The sequence below is a fragment of the Pristimantibacillus sp. PTI5 genome, from assembly GCF_048572955.1.
Lineage (GTDB): Bacteria > Bacillota > Bacilli > Paenibacillales > Paenibacillaceae > Pristimantibacillus.
Map to the genome: position 1 here is coordinate 4975265 of NZ_CP183886.1, position 21732 is coordinate 4996996.

Consider the following 21732-nt stretch of genomic DNA (forward strand, 5'->3'; position numbering starts at 1 on the left):
GGCCGATGGCTGCCCATTTTTCTCGTTATCGGGATCACGAATCTTGCATTGCATATTAATCGGAGTGCGTCCCGATGAACGCTTGAAAATGGCTTTTTTGATATTAGCCGGATATTTCGGTATGCTGTTTAATAGCGAATACTAAATTGCATTGTTGAAGGTGATAGGATGGAGTCCATTTTACAGGTAAACGGTTTAACCGGCGGCTATAGTCCGAGAAGACCCGTGCTGCATGACATCTCCTTTGAGGTGAAGGCTGGCGAAATGGTTGGTTTAATCGGTCTGAACGGCGCCGGAAAGAGTACGACCATTAAGCATATTCTGGGCCTCATGAAGCCGCAAATCGGGGATGTTCGAATTGACGGCGTGACTCTGGAGCAGGAAACGGAACGATACCGCGCGGCCTTTGCTTATGTGCCGGAGTCGCCTGTGCTATTCGATGAACTGACGGTTGAGGAGCATCTGCGTTTAACGGGCATGGCTTACAGCGTGAAGGACAGCCAATATGAACAACGGGAAGATGAGTTGTTAAAAGAGTTTCAAATGGTACCCAAGCGTAAAGCCTTCGCTTCCCATTTATCGAAGGGCATGAAACAAAAGGTCATGATTATGAATGCGCTGCTTGCGGAGCCGCCTCTATATATCATAGACGAGCCTTTTCTCGGGCTTGATCCGCTCGGTATCCGCTCGTTGCTGGAGCGGCTGGTAGAGGTGAAGCGAAAAGGGGCAGCCATTCTGATGAGCTCGCATATTCTTTCTACGGTCGAGGCGTATTGCGATCGGTTTATCGTGATGCATCACGGTAAAATCGTTGCTTTAGGCACGCTGGAGGATGTCAGGAAAGCGGCTGGAATGGACATGCGAGGCGGTTCGTTGGAGGATGCCTTCTATAAGCTCGTTACTGGGGGCCATGCTTAATGAGCCATGATCGAAAGTTTGAAACGTTGTGGCATCGCCGCGCGAAAGCGTTCCGCGAGGAAGCGTTACCCTATTTTCGCTACATGGGCCAAAGCGGTTTTCCGGCATTTATGTCTTTGTTCATTATATCTTCGGCCATCGGCTACATCGGTTTAATTCGCCACGTTCCCGCCGACTTTCCATTTGCGGTTGTCGGGATTGCCGCTTTAACGCTCGTTCTGTGCTGGAGCCCGCTCCGTACCTGGCTTGCCGCGGGCGATACCGTCTTTTTAATGCCGCGCGAAGCGGAAATGGCTGGTTATTTACGCTTGTCCTTCCGTTATAATACGATTGCGTGTACCTTTCTAGCTGCAGCCGTGTTTCTGTTATACCTTCCCATCTATCTGCAAGGACCGGCCGTTAACGGAGGATGGGCGCTTGCCATTATGGCTGTTGTGATGAAAGCAGCCAATGTGTGGGGAGCATGGAGAGAGCGCCGGATGACATGGCCGGGCATGAGACGCCTGATGCGCCTGATGCGCTGGGCTTTTACAGCTTTGACTATAGCGGCTTGGCTGACAAGCTTGCTTTGGCAGGCAGCTGGGTTTACCTTGCTGCTCGGCGTTCTATACGTCTTGCTTTACCGCCTGCCGAGCAAGCATCGGATGCCTTGGGAGAGGCTGATCGATGAGGAAGCTAGAACGCGGAAGCGCTATTATGTCTTTTTCGGACTATTCATCGACGTGCCAACGCTGCCCTCAAGTATCGCCAAAAGGCCTTATATCTCATGGCTCCTCCGTACGGCGCGCTATGCGAACTTCAATACATTCGTTTATCTCTATACGGCTTCGCTGCTCAGAACGGAAATGGGCGGCATGATTATTCGGCTGCTCCTCCTCGGCTGCTTGATCATTTATTGGTTTGCAGAGGCGGTGTCCTTATCCGGCTATGGCAGCATAATTGTATTTTTTATTTTCATGGGGTTGATTGCCGTTCAGTTAAGCGGCTTGCGCCATGTTCACCGCTATTCGGTTTGGAAGCATGTTTATCCCTTGCCGGAAAAGCAGCGGATCGAGCAGTTTTTGAAGGTCGACCGGTTGGCTATGCTTTTGTGTTCGACGCTGTTATGGCTTTTTGCAGCTTTGCCTCTGGCGTTTGCGGGCATGTTTATGCCTTCGCTCGCTTCGGCGGCTTTAACGCTTGCGTACCTCGCCATACGGCCTGGGCGTTTGCGGAAGAAGCTTATGCTGGATGAGGATGAAGATTGATCCTGCTGCCGGATGTATGTCCGGCTGAAGCCTCATCGCACATGCAGATGAAGCTCTAATCTTATTAAAAAAACCGTGATCGCAGCCTTGTCTTCAAGACAAGCCGCAATCACGGTTTTTTTGGATTGAACGATGTTTATTGCGCGATTAATTCATTAACCGCTTTGAAAATCGTATCGAACAGCTCTTCGAGGTTCTTTTCCTCAATGCAGGAGAAAGCCACTCGAAGATCGGTTTCACCTAGGGCAATCGTCCCGATGCCATATTGGTTAAGCAGTTGAACGCGAACGGCTTCTGCAGAAACGCCGCTCAGCTTCAAGCACATAAAATAGCCGGAGTTAAACGGATAGTAGTCCCAAACGTCGCCGTAGCGTCCGCTGTCGAGAAGATCCTTAACACGGTTTGCTCGGCCTTTCATAATATCGTATTTCTCCGCTTTTTGGGCTTCGAATTCAGGCGATGTCAAGGCGCGCAATACGAATGTTTGCGAAGGATGAGGACCGCTGGAAATGGTTGCGCGTATAATGCCTGTCGTTTTTTGCTCAAGCGCGGCAAGTACGCCAGCCGAGCTCGATGCGTAAGTAATAAAACCTACGCGGAAACCCCAAACGTACTCTTCCTTCGTCGCGCCGTCCACCTTGATGGCAAGAACGCGGGGATGAAGGTCGGAAAGCTTAGCAAATAGGGATTCATGCAGGGAATCCTCAAAAAACAAACCGAAATAAGCATCGTCGGTTACGGCCACGACATTGATTCCGGCTTCAGCGGCATCGCGAATCGCTGCGACGATTTCTTCGCCTTCCTCAGGGCCAGGCGTGTAACCTGTCGGGTTATTCGGGAAGTTAAGCAGGACAATGGCTTTTCCTTTGTCCTTTTGAGCGAGCAAAGCCTCGCGCAATCCGGCGCTGTTAAAGCGGGTTTGATCATTATAAAGCGGATATTCGACGATTTCGGCACCTCGCCGTATACCAAAAGTGAGCTCGTAATTTTCCCAGTTCTTATTCGGGATAACAACCGCATCTCCGGCATCCGCGAATAAATCGGCTACGATGCTCAGGCCGTGCGTCAATGCATTCGTAACGACCGGCGTGCCGAAGCCCTTTGACTCAAGGGACGGATTGTCTTTAATCATCTTGGTACGCCAAGCAGCACGAAGCTCTGGCTTTCCGCCCGGTGGTGCATATTCATATATATCTTTAGGGTTGTATGCAGAGAGGGTATCTTGGATCACCTTGAGATGCATCGGCTGTCCGCCTTCTGTTGCAATTCCGATAGTCGCGTTAAATTTAGTTGCTTTGGTCTTCGCTTCGGCGGACTGACTGAGTATGCCCTCTTTCGGGAAATAAATCGCTTTGCCTAAGGCTGACAACATCGCATAGACGTTCGGACTCTCCGATTTCAACGTCTCGTTTAACTGCTGAGCAAGTGGGTTCATGGACTTTATTCCATCCTTCCGAAATCATTCATTTGTATTGTGTATTAGCAGGCCTGAGCCGTTTTCGCTTGTCGGGTGCTATTATAACATTTTTTTTAAGCTGCAAACCATTCTCAAAGCAAATTTTTTCGTAACTTTAGCCTGCTTGCACAAAAGTTTGCGCCTGTTGTATGATGACGGCATAGATTTGTACAGGAGGTTGCATGATGCTGCACATTTCGCCGGATTCCTTCGTTCTGTTGCCTGCCTTTGCCAAAATCGTATGCGAGCCGGGCTGGCGATGGGCGAGACGCGAGAAACCCATGGCCAATTTCGACTTATTTTACGTGTGGAGCGGTGAAGGGGAGGTTGAGGTTAACGGTACCCCGTACGAGGTTGGTCCGGGAAGCTGTTTTCTGTTTCGGCCAGGCGATTACACAAGCGCGACGCATAATCCCCAGCGGCCGCTGGTATTATCTTATATTCATTTTGCCGTCAATGAAACGATAGAGGCAGTGCCGAACCGGTATAGGCAGCTGCATGACACCGTCGATTTTGAATATATGCTTTCACGTTACGTCAGGCTGTTTCTTGTTCAAACCTATGCGGCAGAGGAAGAAGCGCAGCTCGTTCTGAAGCAGCTGATGATTCATTTGCTCAGAGAGGACAAGCAGCTTCCCGTTGAGAAAAAGGCAAGCAACCAGCTGACGGAGGCGATTCATGAAGTGGCAAACTTCGTGCGCCAAAACCCGAGTATCGCTCACCGCGTTGAGGATTTGGCGATGCGCGCCCAGCTGTCGCCGCGTTATTTTTCAATGAAATTCAAAGAGCTGATCGGCATGTCGGTGCAAACCTATATGATACGCACGAGAATTGAGCGGGCGCAGCATTTGCTTATGCATGCGGGCATGAACGTAACGGAGGTAGCCGATGCTCTGGGCTACCGCGATATCTTTTTTTTCAGCCGCCAGTTCAAGCAGTACACGGGCCGGAGCCCGTCTGAGATTAGATAATCGGATGAACGGAAAAGCCCGCCCCCTCTTCATGATGAAGTGCACCCCTTATAGTAGACATTGTAAAAACACCCTGGTGTTTAAACCGATGAAACTATAGGGGGTGCTTTTCGTTATGGCGAGAAAAGGACAGAAATTTGAGAAGTATAGTTTTGAATTGAAGAAGAAGGCTATTGAGCTACGACATGGAGGTATGACCAAGCAGAGGGTAGCGGAAGAGCTTGGGATCGCAGATATCGGGCGTTTAAAGGTGTGGATGAGGAAGTATAAAGAGCAAGGCGAATATGGACTTATGGAACACCGAGGCAGACGAGTACAGTACAAGGATCAGGAACGTTATCTTAAGCGATTGGAGATGGAGAACGCTGTCCTAAAAAAGTGGTTAGAAATTACGAAGAAGGAGGTATACCAGAGAAGTATCGGCTCGTCTGCGAACTTCGTGAAGGTTTTAGCGTCAAAGAACTCTGTAAAGAAATCGGTGTCTCCCGAAGTGGATTCTACGCATACTTGAAGCGACTGAAAACAGATGAGAATAAGGAGGATAAACAGTTAATTCGTGACACTTTTGAATACTATAGAGGCGTGTATGGGTACCGCCAAATTCAATTGTTCATGTTCCAAGATCATGGCGTGTGGATGAACCATAAGAAGGTTCTCCGGCTCATGCAAGAAATGGAGCTGCGCTCTAGAGTACGTCGTAAATACCATCACAGTACTCGAAGCTGGAACATTGGTGATCGCGTTACGAAGAACATACTGGAACGTAACTTTCAAGCGGAAGCACCCAATCAAAAATGGGTAACTGACGTCACACAGTATCGAATTGGTGATGTTTGGTTGTATCTCTCCGCCATTAAAGATTTGTGTCAGAACGAAATTGTCGCTTACCAAACCAGTCATCACAATGACAAGCAACTTGTTCTACAGACGTTCTCTAAGGCGTTTGAAAAGGAAAAGGACGTGGCTGGGCTGATCGTTCACAGCGATCAGGGGTCCCAGTACACGTCCTACGATTACCACGACATGCTGCCAAAGGTTGGCGCCCAAATCAGCATGTCCAGGCGAGGCAATTGTTACGATAATGCCTCAATGGAAAGCTTCTTCTCGCATTTGAAGACAGAAGCGCTCTATCCTTATGATATTCGATCAGTAGAAGAAGCACAAAGCCGAATTGAAGAATATATACACTTTTACAACAATAAGCGTCCACAAAGAAAACTAAACAAGCTGGCTCCGATTCAGTACCGGCTCCAGCTTGTTAGGTAGGGTCTTTTATTCAGTGTCCGCTATATGGGGTCTTGACCATGAGGGGGCGGGCTTTTTTTTTGCAGTCCGAAATGGCATGACGTGTTTTAGCTGCCTTGCAGAGAACCAAGACGCTCGCCCATGCGCACTTTCTTGCCAAGCAAGCCGTTAGCGCGCGGCGTGAAGTTTCCATCCTCCAGCAGCAGTACGACGGTAGAACCAAACTCGAAATAGGCAAGCTCTTCGCCTTTGAGCATCTCTGGCTTCAGCGGCTGCACATATTGGATGCTGCTCACGTTCATCGCGCCGACCTTAACGACAGCCGTTTCTCCTGTTTGGTGCTGCATATAGGTTATAAGCCGCTCGTTGCGGCTAAGCACCCTGCGCATATGGCGAAGGCCAAAATCATTAACCGGATACACTCTGCCCGCGATATGCTCGCGTTCCACGACGCGGCCGCTGACCGGCGTATGGATACGATGGTAATCGGTAGGGCTTAAATAGAGGACGATATAATAGCCGTTCATGTAATTAGCCGTTCGGGGCGAACGGTTAAGCAGCTCATCGATCGTATAGTCCTGTCCTTTTACGTTGACAATCGTACCGCTGTTTATGGCGCCTGCTCCCGTAATCAGGGCATCAACGGGGCTGACAAGCGAATCCTCGCTTTCATGAACTTCGCGAAGCCCTGGCTTTAACCGTCGAGTGAAAAACTCGTTTAACGTCTTATATTGGGAAAGAGGTTTTTCTGCTTCCTCTATCTTGATGCCGTAAGTTGAAGCAAACCTTGATATAAAGCGGCGGCTGGCCGTTGATTGGGCGAATTTTCCGGTTATGCGGGATATCCATTTGCGCGAGCTTAATTCTGTCATGGAACGAAGCAGCCATTTTATCATACGTGAACCGTCACGTCCTTTCCTGCATGGGGCTATTAGTCCTAACACCCACCACACAGTGTGACATATCCGATTCTATTTTTCAATATGCAGCTGCTTTCCTTTTACTTGCCAAGATAAAAACATAGACGGCTACGGCTGCCAAAAGTGCCGAGAGGATGAATGCGGCAACGCTGACATCGGCTTGCTGCCCTCCTTTGACCGCGATTGCGATGAAGGACCAGATGAAAACTAGGATAAATGCCGGGTCGCGATACGCAAAACCGATAAGGATAGCGAGCAGAGCCGCTGTGACAAGCAGGATAACGGTCCAGATGACATCGGATAAACCGAAGCGGTTCCAGTCCGCTGCGGATAATGCGACCGTGATGTTCACGATGGTTGCCGTGATGATCCAGCCAAAATAAAGGCTGAACGGAAGCCTTACAAAATATCGCTCGCCAGGCGTAGGCGTGTCCTTGTCTTTTCTAACGGCCTTATAAATGTCAAAGAGAGACAGCAGCAGGGCAAGCATAACGAATACGCTGCTCGCCAGTTTTTCGTAATGCCAAACGACTATCCAAGCCGCGTTAAGCAGGCAGCTGATTAGAAACCAAGGGCCGATGCTTTGCGCGATCCTGCTGTTAGCTGCTTGCGGACGCAGCTGATAAGCGACGTAACCGATCAGCAGCAGGTAGATCACGGACCATATCGTGAACGCATAGGGCGCTGGCGTAATCAGCGCAGGATATTTAGCCGATAATTCTCCGGTTGTATTGCCGTTAATCGGCAGCCATTGCGCCAGTCCATTGACGACAAGCATAATAACGAGTCCGATTAGATTTAACCATCGAAAACTGTTTTTCATGTCTATTCCTCCATTTCTTGGAATCCGCTTGAGGCTCTTGTATCATATGTAAACAATCGCGTCCTCTTTTATTCACGTTATGCTGCTTTCAAAAAACGGAACCGGGGTTTAAGGCATCCTTAAATAACCGAACCTGCCAATAGAGGTGAAGAAAAATGATGATGGTCATGATTGGTGCGGCTCTGGCAGCCGGAACCGTCTTTATTGCATGGATTAGCAAATGGAGCAGATATGCATGCCGCATATTCGATGGCCTAGCGGTCGCGGCGTCTTTTTTGTTTTTCGTTACGGCAGCGGATGCCGTAGCGGGGACACTCGTGCATGACACCGTATTTGTAACGGAAGTGCACCGCGTGTTCAAAAATCCGGCCTTTCTCCTAAGCGGCGCTTATCTGGGTCCCTATGCGCTCGCAAGAATAGCCATGCTGCCGGTTCACTTATTCGGCCCCAAATAAGAGCTAACTTCGCCGGTGTTAGAACCGGCGGATAGCTCCTTCGCGAGGCAGAGGCTTGCATAACCAAGCCCCAGTCAATGATTCGATTCGTCCGCTGTCCGCATACGCTGGAGAAGCAATCCGTCCGTGCCGGCATTTGTGCCCCGGATGAACGGCTTCATGAAATAAGCTACATAATTGCCGTAGGCGATTAATTCCGCGTCCGACAGCTCGTCAACCCAGTGAACCCCATTAGGCATAGCTTCTAGAAGCAAAGTGCATATGCCGCCGTAAAGACCGCATGCCACTTGAAAATAGGTTGCGTTTGTCCCGTATGAATCAAAAATCTCCTTATTTTGCATCACATTGTACAAATAGCGCTCATGATCTTCGTACACGAGGAGTACCCCGACCAGATCGGAGCCTTCGAGCTCTGCGTCGCGCGGATCAAGCAGCTGGTGGTTCCAATCCCAGAGCTCATCCGGGTTATCCAAATGATCATGCAGAATTTCGGTCGTGACCTCGTTGACCTTATAAAGGAAACCGATCTCGAAAGGGTAGCGCTCGCCAAGCGATAGTACTTCCTCATGCGGCATCAGGCAGCCTTCAAAGCATAGTTGGCCGAGTCGAACGAAGAAGGTTTGCGCATAAACGGGCTCATAAAGAAATAAGGCGCGGTGATGGTTGACGAACATGGGATAGTTCAGTATCGCTTCATCCAAATAACATTCGGGTGACCATGTGCTGTAGACCGTTTTTGGCTTAAGCAGCGTTCGATCGGCATAAAAGCTGTCGTCGGTCTCCACAATGTAGCAAGCCAGCGGGAGCTTGTCTGGCTGCTCCTTCATAAGCGAGATCGCCATCCACTGCACGACGCCCGGATTCATTCCCGACCCGAGGATGGCTTGCAGCCCGGAGTAACTGTGTTTTTTTTCTTTTAACCTCCAATAACGTTCGATGAGCGTGAAGCCTTCAAGCTCCGTAAGCTCATCCACCTCCGTGCTCTCTAAAGCGGTATTCACGTAAGCAACGGCAAGCTCATTGCAGCACTCAAGCATGCTTAATGTATCTGCCCAAGACGCGTCGATGACTAGACGGGTTGATGTTTGCATCAGATGAAGCTTGAAATTGCCCGCATCCTGCAGGTCAAACTGATGAAACTCAAGCCTGCCCTCCAGCCGAGGGTAATAAGCCTTGATTTCATCGGGCTGCTGCGGCTTTACATCCACGCAGTGGATCTTGCCGTTTGCTAATTCTTTGTGGAGCGGGGCATGTTCATCTTGCACGACCCGGTCCAAAAGAGCCAGCACAGCCTTGCCAACGCCTCCGCTGCTCCCAAGCAGCGTAATAACGATATTGTTTTTTGCCATGATACGATCAACTCCTTTCCGTTGCTGTCAGCATACGCGGACAGCTGCTTGACTGACAGCAGCATTCTTTCCGTGCCAAAGACACAAATTGGATGTGCCGCGGCGAGGAGTGGCACCAGTGGGCTGAAGCAGGGAGGCTGTTTGTATCGCCTCCATCAGCCTAGATGAAGGTTGCGATTATTTCCCGAATTCCAGTATGATAAGAGCAGACTTTGAAGGAGGATTTAACCATGAGTGAGCTTAAGCTTCGATTGCCGGAGGCGGTAATATTCGATATGGATGGCACGCTGTTCGAAACCGATACGCTGCTTGTGCCTGTCCATCACCGCGTGTTCGAAACGCTTCGGGAGGAAAGGCTGTACGTGCATGAAACACCGCCAGTAGAACGTTTGCTTAGCTGCTTAGGGATGCTTCTGGAGGATATATGGCGTCAAGTCATGCCAGACAGCACGGAGGCCGCCCGGAAGAGAGCCGATGATTTACTGCTGCAGTATGAGCTGGAAGGCTTGGCAGGGGGAGAGGGCGAGCTGTATCCCCATGTGGAGGAGACGCTGCGCGAGCTGAAGTCGCGCGGAATTAAGCTGTTTGTGGCCAGCAACGGCCTTGAGGACTATGTGAAGGGCGTCGCCTGTTATAAAGGGATTGACGGGCTGTTTGACGGTCTTTACAGCGCCGGCGAATATGCGACATCCAGCAAGGTTGATCTCGTTGCGCGTCTGCTTCAGGATCATGGCATTCAATCCGCTTGGATGGTCGGCGACCGTTCCTCCGATGTGGAAGCGGGCAAAGGAAACGGACTGCAAACCATAGGCTGTGCGTATGCGACGTACGGACGTGCGGCGGAGCTTGACGGGGCTGATGTTTTGATAACCGATTTCCGCGAGCTTGCAGGACTGCTGGAGAAATAAACGAACAAGCCTGGGCTCTAAAGTATGAATGGGCTGCGATAACCGGTCACATTGTCGATTAGGGTCAATGGCAGAGGGAGCGCGACTGTGGTTCAGGCAAGCTGGAATAACGATTTGATTGTGACCGCCGATCAGCTAAAAGAGATCGTCGGCACCCCGCATGAAGCGGTTGTAAAGAAGAGCGTTTCGCGAATGGAGGACCATATTAGGCACTTCTTGTCCTTATCCCCCCTATTTTTCTTATCGACATCGGATGCTGCGGGACGATGCGATACATCGCCGCGCGGTGATGAGGCCGGCTTCGTGAAGGCGCTGAATGATCACAGGCTTATCTATCCGGAGCGTCCGGGCAATCGCCGGATCGATTCCTTGCTGAATATGCTGGAAAATCCGCAAATCGGCATGGTGTTCCTTATTCCGGGCATGCAGGAGGTGCTGCGCATCAATGGCCGCGCTTCGATTACCCGGAACGCCGAGCTGATCGATAAGATGGAATGGAGCGGTAAAACAGCGGATCTTGCCGTCGTGGTAGAGGTTCAGGAATGCTTCATCCATTGTCCGAGGGCCCTTAAGCAATCAGGGATATGGGATGCGCAAACATGGCCTGCTGCCGATGACATGCCGTCAACGAAAGAGATGTTCAAGGCGCATTTGCAAATGAACGGCTATGACTTGAAGTAGCTTCCCCGTCTAGCCGACTTTAACAGATACAACTATTAAAACACCGGTTAAGAGGCCGCGCATGCGCAGCTTCTTAACCGGTGTTTATTTTTTAGCAGGGATGCTTCATCCGCATGTTAATGAGCGTCGTACTTAAGGCCTGGGCGGTTGTCTGCCACGGCTGCCGGCTTCTCCTTGGCTTTCTTGCGTTTTTTCTGGTTATAGAGCCAGAGCGCGTATTCGAGCGGCCTAATGATAGCTTTGCGATAGACCTCTTTCTCGCCAGCCTGCGCGAATACCTCCCGAGCGGGCTTCGGATTAACCTCAAGCAGCCAAATGCCGCCTTTACGGTCGATTGCCAAATCGAGCGCAAGCTCGCAGAGCCTGCCGTAGTTGAGCTCTAAATAAGCTGCGATCGCTACGCCGAGCTCTTCAGCCTCTTGCTTAACCTGCTCAGCCTTGGACTCGTCACGCAGCCATTCATTCAGTAAATTACTCATCGTTTCGGCATGACCGCCGCCGTGTAAATTAGACGTAATGCTGCCGGCGGCGCCGATTCTGCCCGCGCATCCTGTTACTTCCCATGCGCCTTCTCCGTTTTTTTGGACGAGCATCCGATAGTCGTGCACGCGTCCGCTGGCAAGCTTTATTTGAATGCCCTGCTGGGCAATATACCGGTTGCTTTCTAAATCCCATGGCGCTAAGTAACTGCTTAGGCCGGCTGATGAAATATTTTGCGGTCGGATAATGCGTCTTTCTTGGTCGCGGCCTTGGATATGAAGCAGTCCGTCCTTCCGCTTCTCGATACGCAGTATGCCTCTGCCGCCCGTGCCGTTAATCGGCTTAAGATAAACGAGCGGATATTTCCGAAGGAATTCAGTGACGATTTGAATGTTGTCGACATATTTGGTGGCCGGCAAATAGTCTTTAAAGCGGTCATCCTTTGAAAGGGTGCGGTGAACGGTCCATTTGTTGCGCAGCATACGGTTAAGAAAAGTAAGATGGCCATACGTTTTGCGGAATTTCTTAAGCTGCTCGAAGCGGTAGGTACGCTGGATCCGGCAACGGTCATAGATCATATTCGGAAAAGAGGTCCACCTGCGCGACCACGTTTTCGAGTCTGGCTCGTAGAACCATGCATGAATTTTATTTTCCGTATAATTGACATCCTTCGGCGTAAATACGAAGACGCTAAGTCCTAGCTTTCGTCCGGCGGAAGTCATTTTTTGATAGACGGATCGCTCCTCCAGCAACCCGGCTTCATTGAGGTACAAAGTCAGGATGCCTAGGACGGGCTGTGTCATTCGTGATTCCCCTTTCAAAACGAAGCGTCGGTTTGCCTGTTGGGCCTCTGTGCATGGATACGGCAGTCATGCCTAGGCGGAAGCAAAGTGCCATGCTTGCGGTATTATCGGTTGCAACATTGCAACTGAGCCTGCCTAACCGCTGGATCATGGCCTGAACGAGGGCGCTGCCGATCCCGAGGCTTCTTGCTTCCGGATGAACGACGACCATGCAAGCGGCATCGCCGCCTGCTTCTGCAAAGCCAAAGCCGACGATGCGGCTGCCATGTTTCGCAATGACAGCCACCGCGCCGCAGGGCCGGTTCGATCCTTCTTCAAGCAAAGCGGGGTCAAGCTTGCGGAGCGCATGGATGGTCGATACCGCAAGCCGCTTATCCCCGAATCGTATGGAAAAGCCAATGAGCCTCTTTTGTTCCGCTAACCACGCTTCCGGTGTAAGCAGCTCTAGATCCATGTTATGCGCCTCCCGCTTTTTCTGTTTTTAATCTAGCCAAGTAAGCACCGTAATGAAAAATGCGTTCCAGCGATTTTTTTCGGATATGCGGTTCATCGAATTTCATCGGTTTAGAGTTGGCTTCGAAAAACCACATGTTTCCATCGCTGTCTACGCCTAAATCCATGGACATCTCGCCCAGCAGCTGGCCGGAAGCCTGTTCAATCTGCTTCGCGATCAGAACAGCGGTGTTTTTTGCTTTTATGAGCAGTTTACGCCCCAGCTCTTCATTAAATGAATGAATAAGCAGCTTCTCGGGATCCTCAATCATCCCGCCGCGCGGAACATGGGTTGTAATACTGGAAACGCCGGCAATCCGCGCGCCGATACCGGTGATATCCCATTGGCCGCGCTGGTTTTTTTGAACGAGCGCACGGAGATCGAACCTTCGCTCATTGAAGGAGGCGAGCTTGATCCCCTGCTGCGCAATATAGGCCTCGTGTCCGCGTTGTTTCTGAATACGGCTCCAAAGCTTATAGATCGTAGAGCAGTTGTAGGTGGCGCTTTTTTTGTTCTCTTGAATTTTCAGCCGGTAGGGCAGTTGCTTCTCGGCATGCACCTTAATCGTCATTATGCCTTTGCCGGCTTTTCCGCTCTCGGGCTTTAAATAGAGATAGGAATGCTTTTGCATCATCTGGCCAAGACCCGTTACCGTAATCAGCTTGCGCGTCGTAGGAATATAGGGTTTGGTCCTCTTCGACAGCCGAAGCCATTCGAAGAGATCCCATTTGTTGAAAAATGCCGGGTTAAACAGGGTTACGCGCGGATGCTTTTGGCAGGCAATAATTTTTCGCTTGACCGCAGGCTGGATTTCATCCTCCCGCAGAGGGATCCGATTGTAGAGAATATCGGGAAAAGGAAGCAGCCGCTGCTGCCACGCATCCTCGAGTTCGTTGTAAACAAAGCCTTTGAGGCTGCTTTTTGTGAGCAGCAAATTTTTTACGGTCAGAACATAGACGATAAAGCCCATGGATTGGCCGGTTCGGATGATATCAACAAAGTTGCTGCGGTTGCCGCGAAAAAGCTGAACGTCATCCTCGATGGTCAATATGGCGAGTACGGTTCTACCGGCGCGCTGCTCTCTGGTATCCGAGTCTCCGGGAAGCATACTGTCCATCAGCTATTACCTCCCTGGTCATGGAAGCGGCTGAGGTACATGCAGTGCTCTAAAATATAGGTTAGTGAAGCACGCCCCTCGGAACGCAGCGCCGGATGTTTGAAGATCGAACGGCCGGGCTTGGCGTTAGCCTCGAACATCCATACTTCCCCGTCTTTATCAATGCCCAGATCCAGCCCCAGCTCGCCGAGGCGGTGCGGGTAGTTTCGCTCGATCGCTTCCGAAAGCCTGATGGAGGCGAGCTTCGCTTTTTCAAGCACGGCATCGGCATCCGATCCGAACGTCTTGCTTAACGCTTGCTGCGGCGTCATCAACGAACCGCCGTTTTTGACATGCGTCGTTACGCTGCCTCGGCCTGCTTTTTTGGCTCCGATGCCGGCGGGTATCCATTCGTTATTTCCGTTCTTATGCATATGAAAGCGGAAATCGAGCGGGCAGTTGTCGATTTCGACGAGGCGGATGCCCTGCTGAACGACATAATGAGTCAAGCTGCTGCCGTGTTTGGCCTGAAGCATCCGCATGAGGCTGTTAAAATGAGTGAACCGAAGCAGCACGTTTTGGCTGCCCTTGCGGTAACGTGCGAAATAGCCGCGTTTCGGATGATAAGTCAAGCGGTAGATGCCTGCGCCAAGGCTTCCTGCCGTGGGCTTGAAATAAAGAAACTGATGCTTCTCGAGCATTTCCTTTATTTTCTCGGCTGTAGGACCGGAAACGGATTCCGGCAAATGGTTCAAGGCTTCCGGATCATTATCGAGAAGCTTATAAACATCGGCTTTGTTGAAGAAGCTCCAGTTGAAAAAAGGGATTTTGCGGCGCACGAAGCGCTCGCGCAAAGCGTTAATGGAAGCGGACGTTTCCGCTTTCCGGCTCGGCAGCCGGTTGTAGACGACATCCGGCAGCGGCACGATTTTGCGGTACCAGCCGCCCTGCGAATTGAGAAAGTAGCCGTTTACTGTTTCCTGCTGCCAGTTGATGTCGCTCGGCGTGAAACCGAAAAGGTAAGCTTTGGACTCGCCGGTCATGATAACCTGCTTAATGAACCCGGTGCGCGGACCGAAGGGATTGCTTTCGGAACGCGTGGGGTTATCGCTCAGTATGCCGACTAACGGCCCAAGCTGAACCTCGTTTTCACCGGTAGTAAGCACATATACGTTGCCTGATTTCGGAACTTTAATCGATTGGCGGACGCCAGCGGATAAATAAAGGTGATTGCCGGGCCGTTTCAGCTGCTTGATCTCAGCCACGATCACCTCATTGCCGAGCTTGAGGTGTACCGACTTTTTGCCGGAGAGCTTCAGCTGCTTTAACAGCGGGCTGGACAGATATACGATTTTATTGGATTGCTGCGAGAAATGTACGTTACAAGTTGTCAAACTCATCGATGAACCTCCTGAACGTTGAAAGGCCGTAATAGGTTGTCGGTGCTTGAATGATGAAGACGGCCGTTTGCGGATTCATTGGCTACAAAAGACGGTGATAAGCGCCTAGTCAGAGAGCGTGCATATAAAAGCGGTCTTTCAATCGAAAGCCGCTCGGCCTCTTGGTCGCCTATGATTTGAAAGGAAGAGCGACCAGGCTTGGAGTTCGCTTCGAGCAGCCATAGCCGGCCGCTCTTATCTATCCCATAATCTAATCCGAGCTCGGCAAGTCTGCCGAAATTATTTTCCAGTCGTTCTGCTGTTTGCTTGCTTATTGTATGGATCTGCTCTAGCAAACGTTCGGATTTAGACTTGCCAAATTTGGCAGAAAGGAGCTGAGCGGCTGGATATGCCCCGCCGCCTCCGTGCAGATTGGACGTTAAGGTGCCCGCCTGACCCGTACGCAGCGCAGCTCCCGATACCGACCAGCTGCTTTTTTCATCCTTTTGGATGAGGACTCTCACGTCAAACGGCTTATTATCCTCTCCGCTAAGCTCTAAATAAGGCTGTATTAAATAGGGGGTATGCTTAACGAAGTCCATGATCCATTGTTTAAAAGCCCGATCCTCCGTAAAAGCAGCCGTAAAGGAACGGTTTTGGCGGCTGCGGCCCTTAACCAGGGTAGACCGCTCAAGCGGGCAGCGCGCGACATGGACGATGCCCCTGCCCTGCATGCCTGACGAGGGTTTAAGGATCACACCGCCTCTAAAATGGTCAGCCAGCTTCAGAAGCTGCGCCGCATCCGCCAATGGCTGCGTATGGGGCAAATGCTTTGCCAGCACGGCATGCTCTTTCAGCGCCTCATAAACCTCAAGCTTTGCAGGCAGCGTCCCGTTCAGCAGCCGATAAGGTTTGAGCCGGGCCAGCTTGCTCAGCATGCGGCGGCAGTCCAGTCTTTGGCCTGCACCGGTGAAAAAGCACCGGTCATATACGATATCGGGCAGCGGCACGGGCTGCCGCGTAAAGCCAGCTTGCTCCGAGCGATAGCCAAAGAGCTGCTCCGAAGGCATCTGAAGCCCATCTGCGGCAAATACATAAACATCGATTCCGAACTGCTTGCCTGCAGCGCTGAGCGCTCCATAGAAGGAGGGCTCAGGCAATACGGGCTTTGAATCGCGATCATGGGCTATCGAAGCGACGACAATTCCGAGAATGACCATTCGAGCCTGCATGGGAGCCTCCGTTAAAAGCCCGATAAAAATCGGGAATATTGAATCATCATGCGGACAGACGGGCGAATCTTATTTTCATTCAGAGGCGTATTATCGTTTTTGGAAGGCTTGGAGTTCACTTCGAGCAGCCATACGCGTCCATTCGTATCCATAGCAAGATCGATGCCCAGTTCGCCAAAGTGCGCGGGGATTTGGGTATCCACGCCCTTTGCGATATTAAGAGCAGCCTGTTGGAGCCGATGAACCGCGTCCTGCTTGCTGACCCCGGACTGCAGATTGGATTTTGCAACAGCTTCGCCAACCGTGCTTAGCGTGCCGCCGCGCGCCAAATTCGAGACGAAATGATGGTTCCCGGCCGTTCGGGCTACAATGGACGTGATCGTCCAATTGCCGCTGGCGTTCTTTTGGACGAGTGCGCGAAAATCAACAGGACGTTTCTGAATCTCGATCAACTGCAGCCCCTGCTGAATTTGGTACCGCACCGTTTTCATCTTTACGGATAGGGTCGAGAACAGCTGGAGCAAGCTGGTGTACTGCTGCCTGCGGGTGCCCGCTGCGGTTGCGAACATGGCTTGATAACTGCCCGCTTCGAGTCGGGTAACCCGAATGATGCCTTTGCCTAAGCTGCCGCGAACCGGCTTGAGAAATACGCTGCTGTACCGGGAACACATCGATTTCAGCATCGTGTAGTTACGCAGCAAATGCGATTCCGGCAAATAGCGGACTAAGGACTCATCTTTTTTCAGCGCGTCGAAAACCTCGGTTTTATCCAAAAACTTTTCGTTGAAAACGGTCGTCTGATGCAGCAGTTTTACTTCTTTCATGAAATGTTGTACGCTGGGTCTATTCTCCAATTTCCGCGAGGTAAGACGGTTATTGACGACATCGGGAACAGGCATGGTGACCTTGCGCCAGCCGTCCGAATAAATCCAGCTGTCAAGATAGTCGAAACTAGTGCCGATCTGGTTTGGCGTGAAAAAATAAACGAATGCGCCTTGCGCCGTACAGGCTTCAACAAGCTCCCTGCAAAACATGGTAATGGAACCAAAGGGTTTATCCGGCATATGCGGGTAATCACGGCTGACGAGCACACCGATCAACGGCCCCATAACAAGTGTAGCTGTGCTGGCTTTGTATTGCAGTCGAATGGCTGTGCCGTTTGTTAATCCCATCAGTCTGGCTAAGCTCTGGCTCATTCTCATTCCATCGTACTTTGCGACAGGAATGATCTTCACATGCTGCCGAAAAGCACCGAACTTCAAAATGATGTGCTGGCCTTGAGGAATTTTCCACTGCTTTAAAATTTTTTCGCCAAGCATAAGCGTATCTTCCGGAAGCATGCCGGAGCTGATCACCTGTACGGCTACTTTCGATTTGAGCATCATAAATCTCCTTCCAAGCAGGAGGATGACGGTAAGTGGTTAGCGGCCTTTAGGTGTTTTACACGAATTACTTCATCATATGAGGACATCTATTCCTTTGTGAATCCGAAACGGGCCGGATGCTTGTGCTGTTTTCATTAGCTTTTCCAAAAGAGATTGGGCTTTTCTATCTGTGAGGCGGCAGGATTGATCCAATAGGCTTAATAAAATAAATCTTCATGAATGGGAGAGAGACGGATGAATGTATATGACAAAGCTTATGAATTAGCCAAAGCGCTTAAAGAAAGCGAAGAAGCAAAACTGCTGAAGCTTGCCAAAGAGGAAGCGGAGGCCGATCCCGAGGCAAAAAGCATGCTGGATGATTTTCGCGAGCGCCAAACCTTCCTGCAGCAGAAAATGATGGCCGGCGAAGAGCCGTCCGCCGAGGATATGGAAAAGATGAACAAGCTCTACGAGGTCATCTCGCAAAACCCGCTGATCGGCAAGCTGCTCGATGCCGAGCGCCGCTTCGCGGTCGTGTTCGAGGATGTCAACCGCATAATGTCCGATGTGTTGAAGTCAATCGTTGATTAAGGAAAGACATATAACCTGTCCCTGCTTCATAGAATGGTAATGCGGACAAGATGATTTGCCGCTTAAGACTCTGTGAAGGAGCTGAAGGCATGTTTTCCGGAAAAGCCCGTCATGTATTGTATTTACTTATAGCGCTTGCGATGCTCGTATATGCGCTTCCACGTCTGGAGCTGAGCGCGCCGTGGAGCTTGATGAGCGTATTCGGGCTGGTGTGGCTCTTGTTTGCTTCTTTGATCGTCATCGCGAATGTCAACGCGCTGGTTATGAGCGAAGAGAAAAGGAAAGAGCTGGCCCGCATTAAGAGAGCAAAGGCTCAGCTATGGGAACAGAAGCTGTTGCAGAAAGCGAATTCATCCAGAAGAGCGCGCGGATAGGCTGTGGGAAAGCGGCATAGCGTGTTAGCTAAAAAAAAGAAGATCCGCCGGACAAAAAACCAGCGGGTCTTCTTTTTTTTGTATATGAACATATCGGTCATAGTTTCGATTATTGTATTTCTTTAAATTGAACGAGCTGCTTGACGAATCGGTAGACGGCTTCCTGTTCCTTTAGGCTTAGGCCGTTCATCTGATGAACAACCTTCGTCGCGTAGCCTTCGTCCTCAGGCGAATCTGCGGCATCCGCAGGGGATATGACGTTCACGATTTTCTCCAGCGGCGTTTGAAGCGCATGCGCGATTTTGCTGAGTACGTCGATCGTCGGATTTTTTTCGCCGCGCTCCACTTGTCCCATATAGGAAGCGTTTATGTCAGCGCGCAAAGCAAGCTGCTCCTGGCTTAGCCCTCTTTTTTTTCGCAGCTGGCGAATGTTTTCACCAACAAGCCCCGCAATTTCACTCATATTGTCACCTCAGCCTAACGATAGAACTTTAACAGTCCGTCAACAACGCTTTATAGAGCATATTCAAAAAAGCGACTATAGTCATTGACGAAAAGATGGTCTCTTTACTATAATTGTGTAAAAAAGTATCATTCTACTATTATGATTACCTTTAAAGGATCAATTTACCAATTAAACGATTGGTGGTAGGATAATAGAGGTCGAAAATGTTGACGCGAGGAGGATGGCAAAGTGGTTGACGAATTCGATTTCTTCAGAAAAGTCCGTGCTTATTATAATAATGTTCCCTTCCTTGTCCAATTCACCTACCGCTTATCTCATCGTGTCGATAAGGCTGTTACGGCACGCGGTTCGTTTAGCTGCCGCGTTAATCCGCATACCCAAATCGTTGAATATGTGCTCGATCTGAAATCCGATTCTATTTCCAGGCCATATAGCGAACAGAGCTCTTTTTTGTTTTCCAGCATATATGATGAAATACCGGCGCAATCGATCGAATTGAACCAATTTCTCATCCAAGCGCTGCGTTACCCGCTTCCGATCGAATATGATTGGCAGGCCTTTGTGATGTCCGGCGCGGAGGACGCCGTGAACATGCAAACGATTCAGCAGCTGTTCAAGAAATGGAGATTCAAGAGCAAGGATGAGCAGCCCGTAGACGGAAAGCTGAAGGTCGGGCAGGTGCTGCTGCAATGGCAGCTTTAGGCATGCGACGAATCGGGAGAGGCATGACTTGTACCTTCCTTTCCCTTATAATAAGGGAATAGCTTTGCAAGTTGGACGGAGGAAACAAAGTGGCGCCTATCGGACCCGGTAACGAGACCGGCACGAAGCATGAACAGATTTTGAATTATATCCAAAGCCTTAAGATCGGAACGAAGATTTCGGTAAGGGCGATTGCCAAGGCGCTTAGCGTGAGCGAGGGGACGGCCTATAAGGCATTTAAAGAAGCGGAAAGCTCGGGGCTCGTCAGTACGAAGGAACGGATCGGAACGGTTCGAATCGACCGCAAGCGCCGTGAGGCGCTCGACCAGCTGACCTTTGGCGAAGTAGCCGAAATCGTAGAAGGAAGGCTGTTCGGCGGTGCGGCAGGACTCGATAAAACGCTGCATAAGTTCGTTATCGGAGCGATGGAGCTGGATGCGATGCTGCGCTATATTGACGAGGGCAGCCTACTCATAGTCGGGAACCGGATCGGCGCGCACCGCTGCGGGCTGGAGGAGGGTGCCGGCGTTCTGATTACAGGCGGCTTCGAGCCGAGTGAAGAAGTGATCAAGCTTGCGGACGACCGCGCCTTGCCGATTATCACTTCCCGGCATGATACGTTTACGGTTGCTTCTATGATCAATAGAGCGATGTACGATCGGCTTATTAAACGCAAGATTATGTTGATCGAAGATATCGTAACCTTCAGCAAACCGGCGGATGTGCTTCGGATCGGGCAGTCCGTTCTAGACTTCCATAAGCTCTCCCGCGAAACCGGCTATTCCCGTTTTCCCGTGGTGGATGAGAGAAGCAAGGTTGTCGGGATGATGACGGCCAAGGATGCGGTCGGTTCGCCTGAGGACGGCATCGTCGATCGGGTGATGACCAAGCATCCGATTACGGCTGCTCCGAACATTACCGTTACTTCCGCTGCCCATACCATGGCCGCGGAAGGCATAGATTTACTGCCGATCGTGGATAGGCACCGCAAGCTGCTTGGCGTTGTCACGAGGCAAGAGGTGCTTGATGCCATGCGGTTCGCCGGCAAGCAGCCGGAATCCGGTGAGACCTTTGAGGATCTGATGTGGGCTGGCTTTATGGCAACAGCAAATGTCAGTGCCGCGGGACAAGACGAGCTTGGCTTGGCCTATAAAGGGTCGATTACCGCGCAAATGTCCGGAGCGCTTGGGATGGTGTCGGAAGGGCTGCTGGCAACGTTAATGACGCAGGCTGCGCGCAGAATGATTCGGGAAACCGCTAAGCGGGATTACCTGCTGGAGAGCATGACGACTTATTTTGTAAGACCCGTTCAAATCGACAGCGAAGTCACGATCATACCGAGGGCGCTGGAGCTGAGCAGGAAGTTTACGAAGCTTGAAATCGAGGTCAAGGATGCGCAGGGCTTGGCCGCCAAAGCGATGATGACGGCCCAAATGATTGATCCCTATTAAACGCAGATTAATTTTTAGGCCTGCTGTATAGGCTGAGATTACGAAGTCCGGCAAATAGGTTGAACACGCCGATGACCAAAAAGATCGCGCCAATGACGATGCGAAGGGTAGATTCCCCGGACAAAAAAAGCTGTACCAGAGCAATGAACAGCATCATGACGCCCATGCTAATGTTCATTCTGGCTGCGAATACGGCTCTCGTTCTCGCATCGGAGGAACGGCGCGATTTAAAGCTGAATACGGCTGAAAACACGAGTGAAATAAGGATGCCCGGAACGAGCAGCCATTGCAGAAGTTGATCCAAGAATAAGCAGCTCCTTTATGTTAT

24 protein-coding genes are annotated in these 21732 nt (G+C 50.7%); 12 read left to right on the plus strand and 12 right to left on the minus strand.

Annotated elements, in window-relative coordinates; genetic code table 11:
- Positions 1 to 168: 168 nt before the first annotated feature.
- Together ACN6MW_RS22225 and ACN6MW_RS22230 are read left to right on the plus strand one after the other, a co-directional pair.
- On the plus strand, positions 169 to 918 hold the full coding sequence (locus ACN6MW_RS22225) for an ABC transporter ATP-binding protein (protein WP_419872106.1): 750 nt from the start codon (positions 169 to 171) through the stop codon (positions 916 to 918).
- Complete coding sequence (locus ACN6MW_RS22230; RefSeq protein ID WP_419872107.1) at positions 918 to 2165, plus strand: ABC transporter permease; 1248 nt, start codon at positions 918 to 920, stop codon at positions 2163 to 2165. The genes ACN6MW_RS22225 and ACN6MW_RS22230 overlap by 1 nt, the downstream gene beginning before the upstream one ends.
- Positions 2166 to 2301: 136 nt before the next feature.
- On the opposite strand, the gene ACN6MW_RS22235 is transcribed toward ACN6MW_RS22230, so the two are convergent.
- Complete coding sequence (locus tag ACN6MW_RS22235) at positions 2302 to 3600, minus strand: aminotransferase class I/II-fold pyridoxal phosphate-dependent enzyme (RefSeq protein ID WP_419872108.1); 1299 nt, start codon at positions 3598 to 3600, stop codon at positions 2302 to 2304.
- A gap of 206 nt (positions 3601 to 3806) precedes the next feature.
- Between ACN6MW_RS22235 and ACN6MW_RS22240 the strand changes: the two genes are divergently transcribed.
- The 3 genes from ACN6MW_RS22240 (at position 3807) to ACN6MW_RS22250 (ending at position 5858) form a co-directional block, all read left to right on the plus strand.
- Positions 3807 to 4592, plus strand: a complete 786-nt coding sequence (locus tag ACN6MW_RS22240; protein WP_419876419.1) for a helix-turn-helix domain-containing protein — start codon at positions 3807 to 3809, stop codon at positions 4590 to 4592.
- 115 nt (positions 4593 to 4707) lie between these two features.
- Positions 4708 to 5103: a helix-turn-helix domain-containing protein gene (locus ACN6MW_RS22245; protein WP_419876514.1), complete on the plus strand. Its 396-nt coding sequence runs from the start codon at positions 4708 to 4710 to the stop codon at positions 5101 to 5103.
- A complete protein-coding gene (locus ACN6MW_RS22250) occupies positions 4998 to 5858 on the plus strand; it encodes an IS3 family transposase (protein WP_419876248.1) in 861 nt (286 codons plus the stop codon). Before ACN6MW_RS22245 ends, ACN6MW_RS22250 begins: the two co-directional genes overlap by 106 nt.
- A gap of 86 nt (positions 5859 to 5944) precedes the next feature.
- On the opposite strand, the gene asd is transcribed toward ACN6MW_RS22250, so the two are convergent.
- Both asd and ACN6MW_RS22260 read right to left on the minus strand, forming a co-directional pair.
- The gene (asd, locus tag ACN6MW_RS22255; RefSeq protein ID WP_419872109.1) at positions 5945 to 6733 is read right to left on the minus strand and encodes an archaetidylserine decarboxylase; all 789 of its coding nucleotides are present in this window, start codon (positions 6731 to 6733) and stop codon (positions 5945 to 5947) included.
- A gap of 82 nt (positions 6734 to 6815) precedes the next feature.
- Positions 6816 to 7580: a tryptophan-rich sensory protein gene (locus ACN6MW_RS22260; protein WP_419872110.1), complete on the minus strand. Its 765-nt coding sequence runs from the start codon at positions 7578 to 7580 to the stop codon at positions 6816 to 6818.
- Between the two features lie 155 nt (positions 7581 to 7735).
- Here ACN6MW_RS22260 and ACN6MW_RS22265 point away from each other — a divergent pair, with 155 nt between their 5' ends.
- A complete protein-coding gene (locus tag ACN6MW_RS22265; RefSeq protein WP_419872111.1) occupies positions 7736 to 8035 on the plus strand; it encodes a hypothetical protein in 300 nt (99 codons plus the stop codon).
- A gap of 74 nt (positions 8036 to 8109) precedes the next feature.
- Here ACN6MW_RS22265 and ACN6MW_RS22270 read toward each other — a convergent pair whose 3' ends face one another.
- Positions 8110 to 9384 (minus strand): saccharopine dehydrogenase NADP-binding domain-containing protein, encoded by a 1275-nt coding sequence (locus ACN6MW_RS22270; protein ID WP_419872112.1) that lies wholly within the window; start codon positions 9382 to 9384, stop codon positions 8110 to 8112.
- 230 nt (positions 9385 to 9614) lie between these two features.
- On the opposite strand from ACN6MW_RS22270, the gene ACN6MW_RS22275 reads away from it, so the two are divergent.
- Positions 9615 to 10292 (plus strand): HAD family hydrolase, encoded by a 678-nt coding sequence (locus tag ACN6MW_RS22275; protein WP_419872113.1) that lies wholly within the window; start codon positions 9615 to 9617, stop codon positions 10290 to 10292.
- Positions 10293 to 10379: 87 nt separating this feature from the next.
- Positions 10380 to 10973, plus strand: coding sequence for an MSMEG_1061 family FMN-dependent PPOX-type flavoprotein (locus tag ACN6MW_RS22280; protein WP_419872114.1), 594 nt, complete (start codon positions 10380 to 10382; stop codon positions 10971 to 10973).
- Between the two features lie 116 nt (positions 10974 to 11089).
- On the opposite strand, the gene ACN6MW_RS22285 is transcribed toward ACN6MW_RS22280, so the two are convergent.
- From ACN6MW_RS22285 to ACN6MW_RS22310, 6 genes are read right to left on the minus strand one after another with little or no spacing between them, the layout of a single operon-like run.
- Positions 11090 to 12256, minus strand: a complete 1167-nt coding sequence (locus ACN6MW_RS22285; RefSeq protein ID WP_419872115.1) for a YheC/YheD family protein — start codon at positions 12254 to 12256, stop codon at positions 11090 to 11092.
- Positions 12213 to 12710 carry a GNAT family N-acetyltransferase gene (locus tag ACN6MW_RS22290; protein WP_419872116.1) on the minus strand — a complete coding sequence of 166 codons (498 nt, stop codon included), beginning with the start codon at positions 12708 to 12710 and terminating at the stop codon, positions 12213 to 12215. The genes ACN6MW_RS22285 and ACN6MW_RS22290 overlap by 44 nt, the downstream gene beginning before the upstream one ends.
- A gap of 1 nt (position 12711) precedes the next feature.
- Positions 12712 to 13866 (minus strand): YheC/YheD family protein, encoded by a 1155-nt coding sequence (locus ACN6MW_RS22295; protein ID WP_419872117.1) that lies wholly within the window; start codon positions 13864 to 13866, stop codon positions 12712 to 12714.
- Positions 13866 to 15245: a YheC/YheD family protein gene (locus tag ACN6MW_RS22300; RefSeq protein ID WP_419872118.1), complete on the minus strand. Its 1380-nt coding sequence runs from the start codon at positions 15243 to 15245 to the stop codon at positions 13866 to 13868. The genes ACN6MW_RS22295 and ACN6MW_RS22300 overlap by 1 nt, the downstream gene beginning before the upstream one ends.
- Positions 15242 to 16456 (minus strand): YheC/YheD family protein, encoded by a 1215-nt coding sequence (locus ACN6MW_RS22305; protein ID WP_419872119.1) that lies wholly within the window; start codon positions 16454 to 16456, stop codon positions 15242 to 15244. Before ACN6MW_RS22305 ends, ACN6MW_RS22300 begins: the two co-directional genes overlap by 4 nt.
- An 11-nt stretch (positions 16457 to 16467) precedes the next feature.
- Entirely contained in the window at positions 16468 to 17838 is a 1371-nt protein-coding gene (locus ACN6MW_RS22310) for a YheC/YheD family protein (protein ID WP_419876420.1), read from the minus strand.
- A 237-nt stretch (positions 17839 to 18075) separates the two neighbouring features.
- Here ACN6MW_RS22310 and ACN6MW_RS22315 point away from each other — a divergent pair, with 237 nt between their 5' ends.
- Positions 18076 to 18411 (plus strand): YlbF family regulator, encoded by a 336-nt coding sequence (locus tag ACN6MW_RS22315; RefSeq protein ID WP_419872120.1) that lies wholly within the window; start codon positions 18076 to 18078, stop codon positions 18409 to 18411.
- An 89-nt stretch (positions 18412 to 18500) separates the two neighbouring features.
- Positions 18501 to 18785 carry a hypothetical protein gene (locus ACN6MW_RS22320; RefSeq protein WP_419872121.1) on the plus strand — a complete coding sequence of 95 codons (285 nt, stop codon included), beginning with the start codon at positions 18501 to 18503 and terminating at the stop codon, positions 18783 to 18785.
- A 109-nt stretch (positions 18786 to 18894) separates the two neighbouring features.
- Here the strand turns inward: ACN6MW_RS22320 and ACN6MW_RS22325 are convergent, their stop codons facing one another.
- A complete protein-coding gene (locus tag ACN6MW_RS22325) occupies positions 18895 to 19248 on the minus strand; it encodes a helix-turn-helix domain-containing protein (RefSeq protein ID WP_419872122.1) in 354 nt (117 codons plus the stop codon).
- A gap of 231 nt (positions 19249 to 19479) precedes the next feature.
- Here ACN6MW_RS22325 and ACN6MW_RS22330 point away from each other — a divergent pair, with 231 nt between their 5' ends.
- On the plus strand, positions 19480 to 19953 hold the full coding sequence (locus ACN6MW_RS22330; RefSeq protein ID WP_419872123.1) for a hypothetical protein: 474 nt from the start codon (positions 19480 to 19482) through the stop codon (positions 19951 to 19953).
- Between the two features lie 89 nt (positions 19954 to 20042).
- On the plus strand, positions 20043 to 21404 hold the full coding sequence (locus ACN6MW_RS22335) for a DRTGG domain-containing protein (protein ID WP_419872124.1): 1362 nt from the start codon (positions 20043 to 20045) through the stop codon (positions 21402 to 21404).
- A gap of 7 nt (positions 21405 to 21411) precedes the next feature.
- Here the strand turns inward: ACN6MW_RS22335 and ACN6MW_RS22340 are convergent, their stop codons facing one another.
- The gene (locus ACN6MW_RS22340; protein ID WP_364143446.1) at positions 21412 to 21708 is read right to left on the minus strand and encodes a YtpI family protein; all 297 of its coding nucleotides are present in this window, start codon (positions 21706 to 21708) and stop codon (positions 21412 to 21414) included.
- Between the last annotated feature and the right edge of the window lie 24 nt (positions 21709 to 21732).

What these genes read in the sequence shown, in the direction of transcription:
- ACN6MW_RS22245 (WP_419876514.1), top strand. Translation starts at nt 4,708, where the DNA reads ATGGCGAGAAAAGGACAGAAATTTGAGAAGTATAGTTTTGAATTGAAG.
- ACN6MW_RS22260 (WP_419872110.1), bottom strand. Translation starts at nt 7,580, where the DNA reads ATGAAAAACAGTTTTCGATGGTTAAATCTAATCGGACTCGTTATTATG.
- ACN6MW_RS22270 (WP_419872112.1), bottom strand. Translation starts at nt 9,384, where the DNA reads ATGGCAAAAAACAATATCGTTATTACGCTGCTTGGGAGCAGCGGAGGC.
- ACN6MW_RS22325 (WP_419872122.1), bottom strand. Translation starts at nt 19,248, where the DNA reads ATGAGTGAAATTGCGGGGCTTGTTGGTGAAAACATTCGCCAGCTGCGA.
- ACN6MW_RS22265 (WP_419872111.1), top strand. Translation starts at nt 7,736, where the DNA reads ATGATGATGGTCATGATTGGTGCGGCTCTGGCAGCCGGAACCGTCTTT.
- ACN6MW_RS22230 (WP_419872107.1), top strand. Translation starts at nt 918, where the DNA reads ATGAGCCATGATCGAAAGTTTGAAACGTTGTGGCATCGCCGCGCGAAA.
- ACN6MW_RS22305 (WP_419872119.1), bottom strand. Translation starts at nt 16,456, where the DNA reads ATGCAGGCTCGAATGGTCATTCTCGGAATTGTCGTCGCTTCGATAGCC.
- ACN6MW_RS22290 (WP_419872116.1), bottom strand. Translation starts at nt 12,710, where the DNA reads ATGGATCTAGAGCTGCTTACACCGGAAGCGTGGTTAGCGGAACAAAAG.
- ACN6MW_RS22285 (WP_419872115.1), bottom strand. Translation starts at nt 12,256, where the DNA reads ATGACACAGCCCGTCCTAGGCATCCTGACTTTGTACCTCAATGAAGCC.
- ACN6MW_RS22300 (WP_419872118.1), bottom strand. Translation starts at nt 15,245, where the DNA reads ATGAGTTTGACAACTTGTAACGTACATTTCTCGCAGCAATCCAATAAA.
- ACN6MW_RS22295 (WP_419872117.1), bottom strand. Translation starts at nt 13,866, where the DNA reads ATGGACAGTATGCTTCCCGGAGACTCGGATACCAGAGAGCAGCGCGCC.
- ACN6MW_RS22235 (WP_419872108.1), bottom strand. Translation starts at nt 3,600, where the DNA reads ATGAACCCACTTGCTCAGCAGTTAAACGAGACGTTGAAATCGGAGAGT.
- asd (WP_419872109.1), bottom strand. Translation starts at nt 6,733, where the DNA reads ATGATAAAATGGCTGCTTCGTTCCATGACAGAATTAAGCTCGCGCAAA.
- ACN6MW_RS22240 (WP_419876419.1), top strand. Translation starts at nt 3,807, where the DNA reads ATGCTGCACATTTCGCCGGATTCCTTCGTTCTGTTGCCTGCCTTTGCC.
- ACN6MW_RS22315 (WP_419872120.1), top strand. Translation starts at nt 18,076, where the DNA reads ATGAATGTATATGACAAAGCTTATGAATTAGCCAAAGCGCTTAAAGAA.
- ACN6MW_RS22310 (WP_419876420.1), bottom strand. Translation starts at nt 17,838, where the DNA reads ATGCTCAAATCGAAAGTAGCCGTACAGGTGATCAGCTCCGGCATGCTT.
- ACN6MW_RS22225 (WP_419872106.1), top strand. Translation starts at nt 169, where the DNA reads ATGGAGTCCATTTTACAGGTAAACGGTTTAACCGGCGGCTATAGTCCG.
- ACN6MW_RS22275 (WP_419872113.1), top strand. Translation starts at nt 9,615, where the DNA reads ATGAGTGAGCTTAAGCTTCGATTGCCGGAGGCGGTAATATTCGATATG.
- ACN6MW_RS22320 (WP_419872121.1), top strand. Translation starts at nt 18,501, where the DNA reads ATGTTTTCCGGAAAAGCCCGTCATGTATTGTATTTACTTATAGCGCTT.